This is a genomic window from Alteromonas portus, assembly GCF_005117025.1.
Lineage (GTDB): Bacteria > Pseudomonadota > Gammaproteobacteria > Enterobacterales > Alteromonadaceae > Alteromonas > Alteromonas portus.
This window is the reverse complement of record NZ_SWCO01000019.1, coordinates 1-2,006: the sequence shown is the minus strand read 5'-3', so window position 1 is coordinate 2,006 and position 2,006 is coordinate 1. Positions and strand designations below refer to the sequence as shown.

Here is a 2,006-nt window from a genome sequence, read left to right as displayed (position 1 = left end):
TTGTTTACGGATAACAAAAAATGAAATGAGTATGAAAAGAATAAAACTGATATTAACTAATAAAGTCGGTATCAAAACATCCATTTAATTACCTCTTTCCGGAAGAGCATATAACACCCGCATAACGGGCAAAAACACGTGGGCTACAATATCAAGCGAAGCGCCGGGTGCCCACGTGTTTTTGTCCCCAGCGAGCGCAGCGAGTGTTAATGCGCTTGTTATGTTCTAAGCCACCGAAGTTACTAAACACCATTTTTACCAAAGGCATAACCACAATTGCGGCATGTATCATTGGGTAGCTTAAACCGCCTCAACGAATCCACAACCTGGTTTCTTTTACATTGTGGACAGAAGTAATTCAGCGTATTTATCAATACTGCTATAGCGCAAACGAAGCTGCCGATATAAAACGGATTTGCATAAAAAATGATGCTTGGCGCAGAAATCTGAAAGCCAACGATACAGACGACCAAAGCTAACAACCAAAGTTTAAATTTTCTGCTTTTATTCAATCCACTAAATCCATTTGGAGAACATAACTTCCCACTAAGGGGCGCTAATACATGGGCTAAAATTAGGAACGAAGTGACGCAGCCCATGTATTAGCGTCCCAGCGAGCGAAGCGAGTGCCTTGAGTGGTTTGTTATAAGCCACTGTTAAAACTGCCTTGTTTAGATTTTTTATAGTTTAACCACATTGTAACGGAAAGAACAAAGCCACCGAGCAGTATGAGAAGAGCGTTATTGGTTTGTGTTGACTGTAGTACTGGCAAAAACGTGTTGAGCCATAATGGAAAAAAGAAAGCAAAAGGAATGACTACACAAATAAAAGCAGCAAAAAAGAAATAGCAGAGGCCATTGTTGACTAGCCCTGATGGGGTTGGCCAGCCGAAGCGAAGGTTTAACGACTTGTGGCCTTTAACCAACAAGTTTAATGCAGCCAAATATAGGGCCACGCCTATTATAAAAAAGAATATTTTCATGGCCTTAATCTGGCTTATAACTTTTAAATAAGGGGCGCATTCATGTGGGGCATAATGGCGAAGCCGCCCCGCATGAATGCGTCCCAGCGAACGAAGTGAGTGACTTAATTTTTTTGTTATACGCCACTTTTTGATTCAATACATCTATTAAGATTGTTAATTAAGTTTTGAAGTTGCTCTACCTTCACGTAACTACCTAAAAAGCCTGTGCTACTAAAATAGAAAAAGCCAAGAATGTAAGCTTTAACTTTAAAACCTTTGTCTTCGTTATATTTTTTGAAACTTAGACGTACTGACATAAACCTATTAACTTTTATTTTTACGGTTGCTCGTGGCTTGTCAGGGCTTAGCTGGCTTAATTGGTTGACGATGATTTTCAATTCTTTAAGGCTACTAGGATCAAACCGTTCTGCTGAGTACGAGCTTTCTCCTGCGCAAAAGATCCTGTAGCAAAATGAGTTTGGTGATTCCTTCGGAACGCCAAATGTGAAAATAGCTGAATCAATGCTGATTCGGGAATGTACCTGCTCAAATTGCAAAAGCTAAAAACTCCATGGCGTATAACTTTCCAATAACGGGCGCAGGCACGTGGGGCATAATGGCGAAGCCGCCCCGCGTGTATGCGTCCCAGCGAACGAAGTGAGTGTGTTGATTGGGTTGTTATGTGAATTTGCTGATTTAATCTTGAAAGTCCTCGGGTATCTCTTCTTTGAAAAGATTGATTGCTTGTTCGACTAGTTCTAAATCTAGCTGATCTTGGAACAGACTAACTTCTCTTTTCTTTTTGGTGTCGTCCCGGAAGATTTCCATGACCATATTGTTACCTACATATATTTCGACGCCAATACCATCGCGAGCACCAGTGTCACTAGCTATAACGTAATGTTCTATTTTTGAAAACTTCTCACTCATGTAGAAACCCACGATTCACATAACGCCCGCCTAACAGGCGCAAAATGCTTGGCTAAAATTAGGAACGAAGTGACGCAAGCCAAGCTTTTTGCGTCCTTGTTGAGGCGTTTGT

2 protein-coding genes are annotated in these 2,006 nt (G+C 41.0%); both read right to left on the bottom strand.

Going from position 1 to position 2,006, the window contains the following annotated elements; translation table 11 throughout:
• Window positions 1–1,098: 1,098 nt before the first annotated feature.
• Entirely contained in the window at window positions 1,099–1,521 is a 423-nt protein-coding gene (locus E5672_RS19675) for a hypothetical protein (RefSeq protein WP_136783866.1), read from the bottom strand.
• Window positions 1,522–1,660: 139 nt separating this feature from the next.
• The gene (locus E5672_RS19670; protein ID WP_136783865.1) at window positions 1,661–1,894 is read right to left on the bottom strand and encodes a hypothetical protein; all 234 of its coding nucleotides are present in this window, start codon (window positions 1,892–1,894) and stop codon (window positions 1,661–1,663) included.
• Window positions 1,895–2,006 lie beyond the last annotated feature (112 nt).

Coding starts and splice junctions, on each gene's coding strand:
- E5672_RS19670 (WP_136783865.1), bottom strand. CDS start 1,894: ATGAGTGAGAAGTTTTCAAAAATAGAACATTACGTTATAGCTAGTGAC.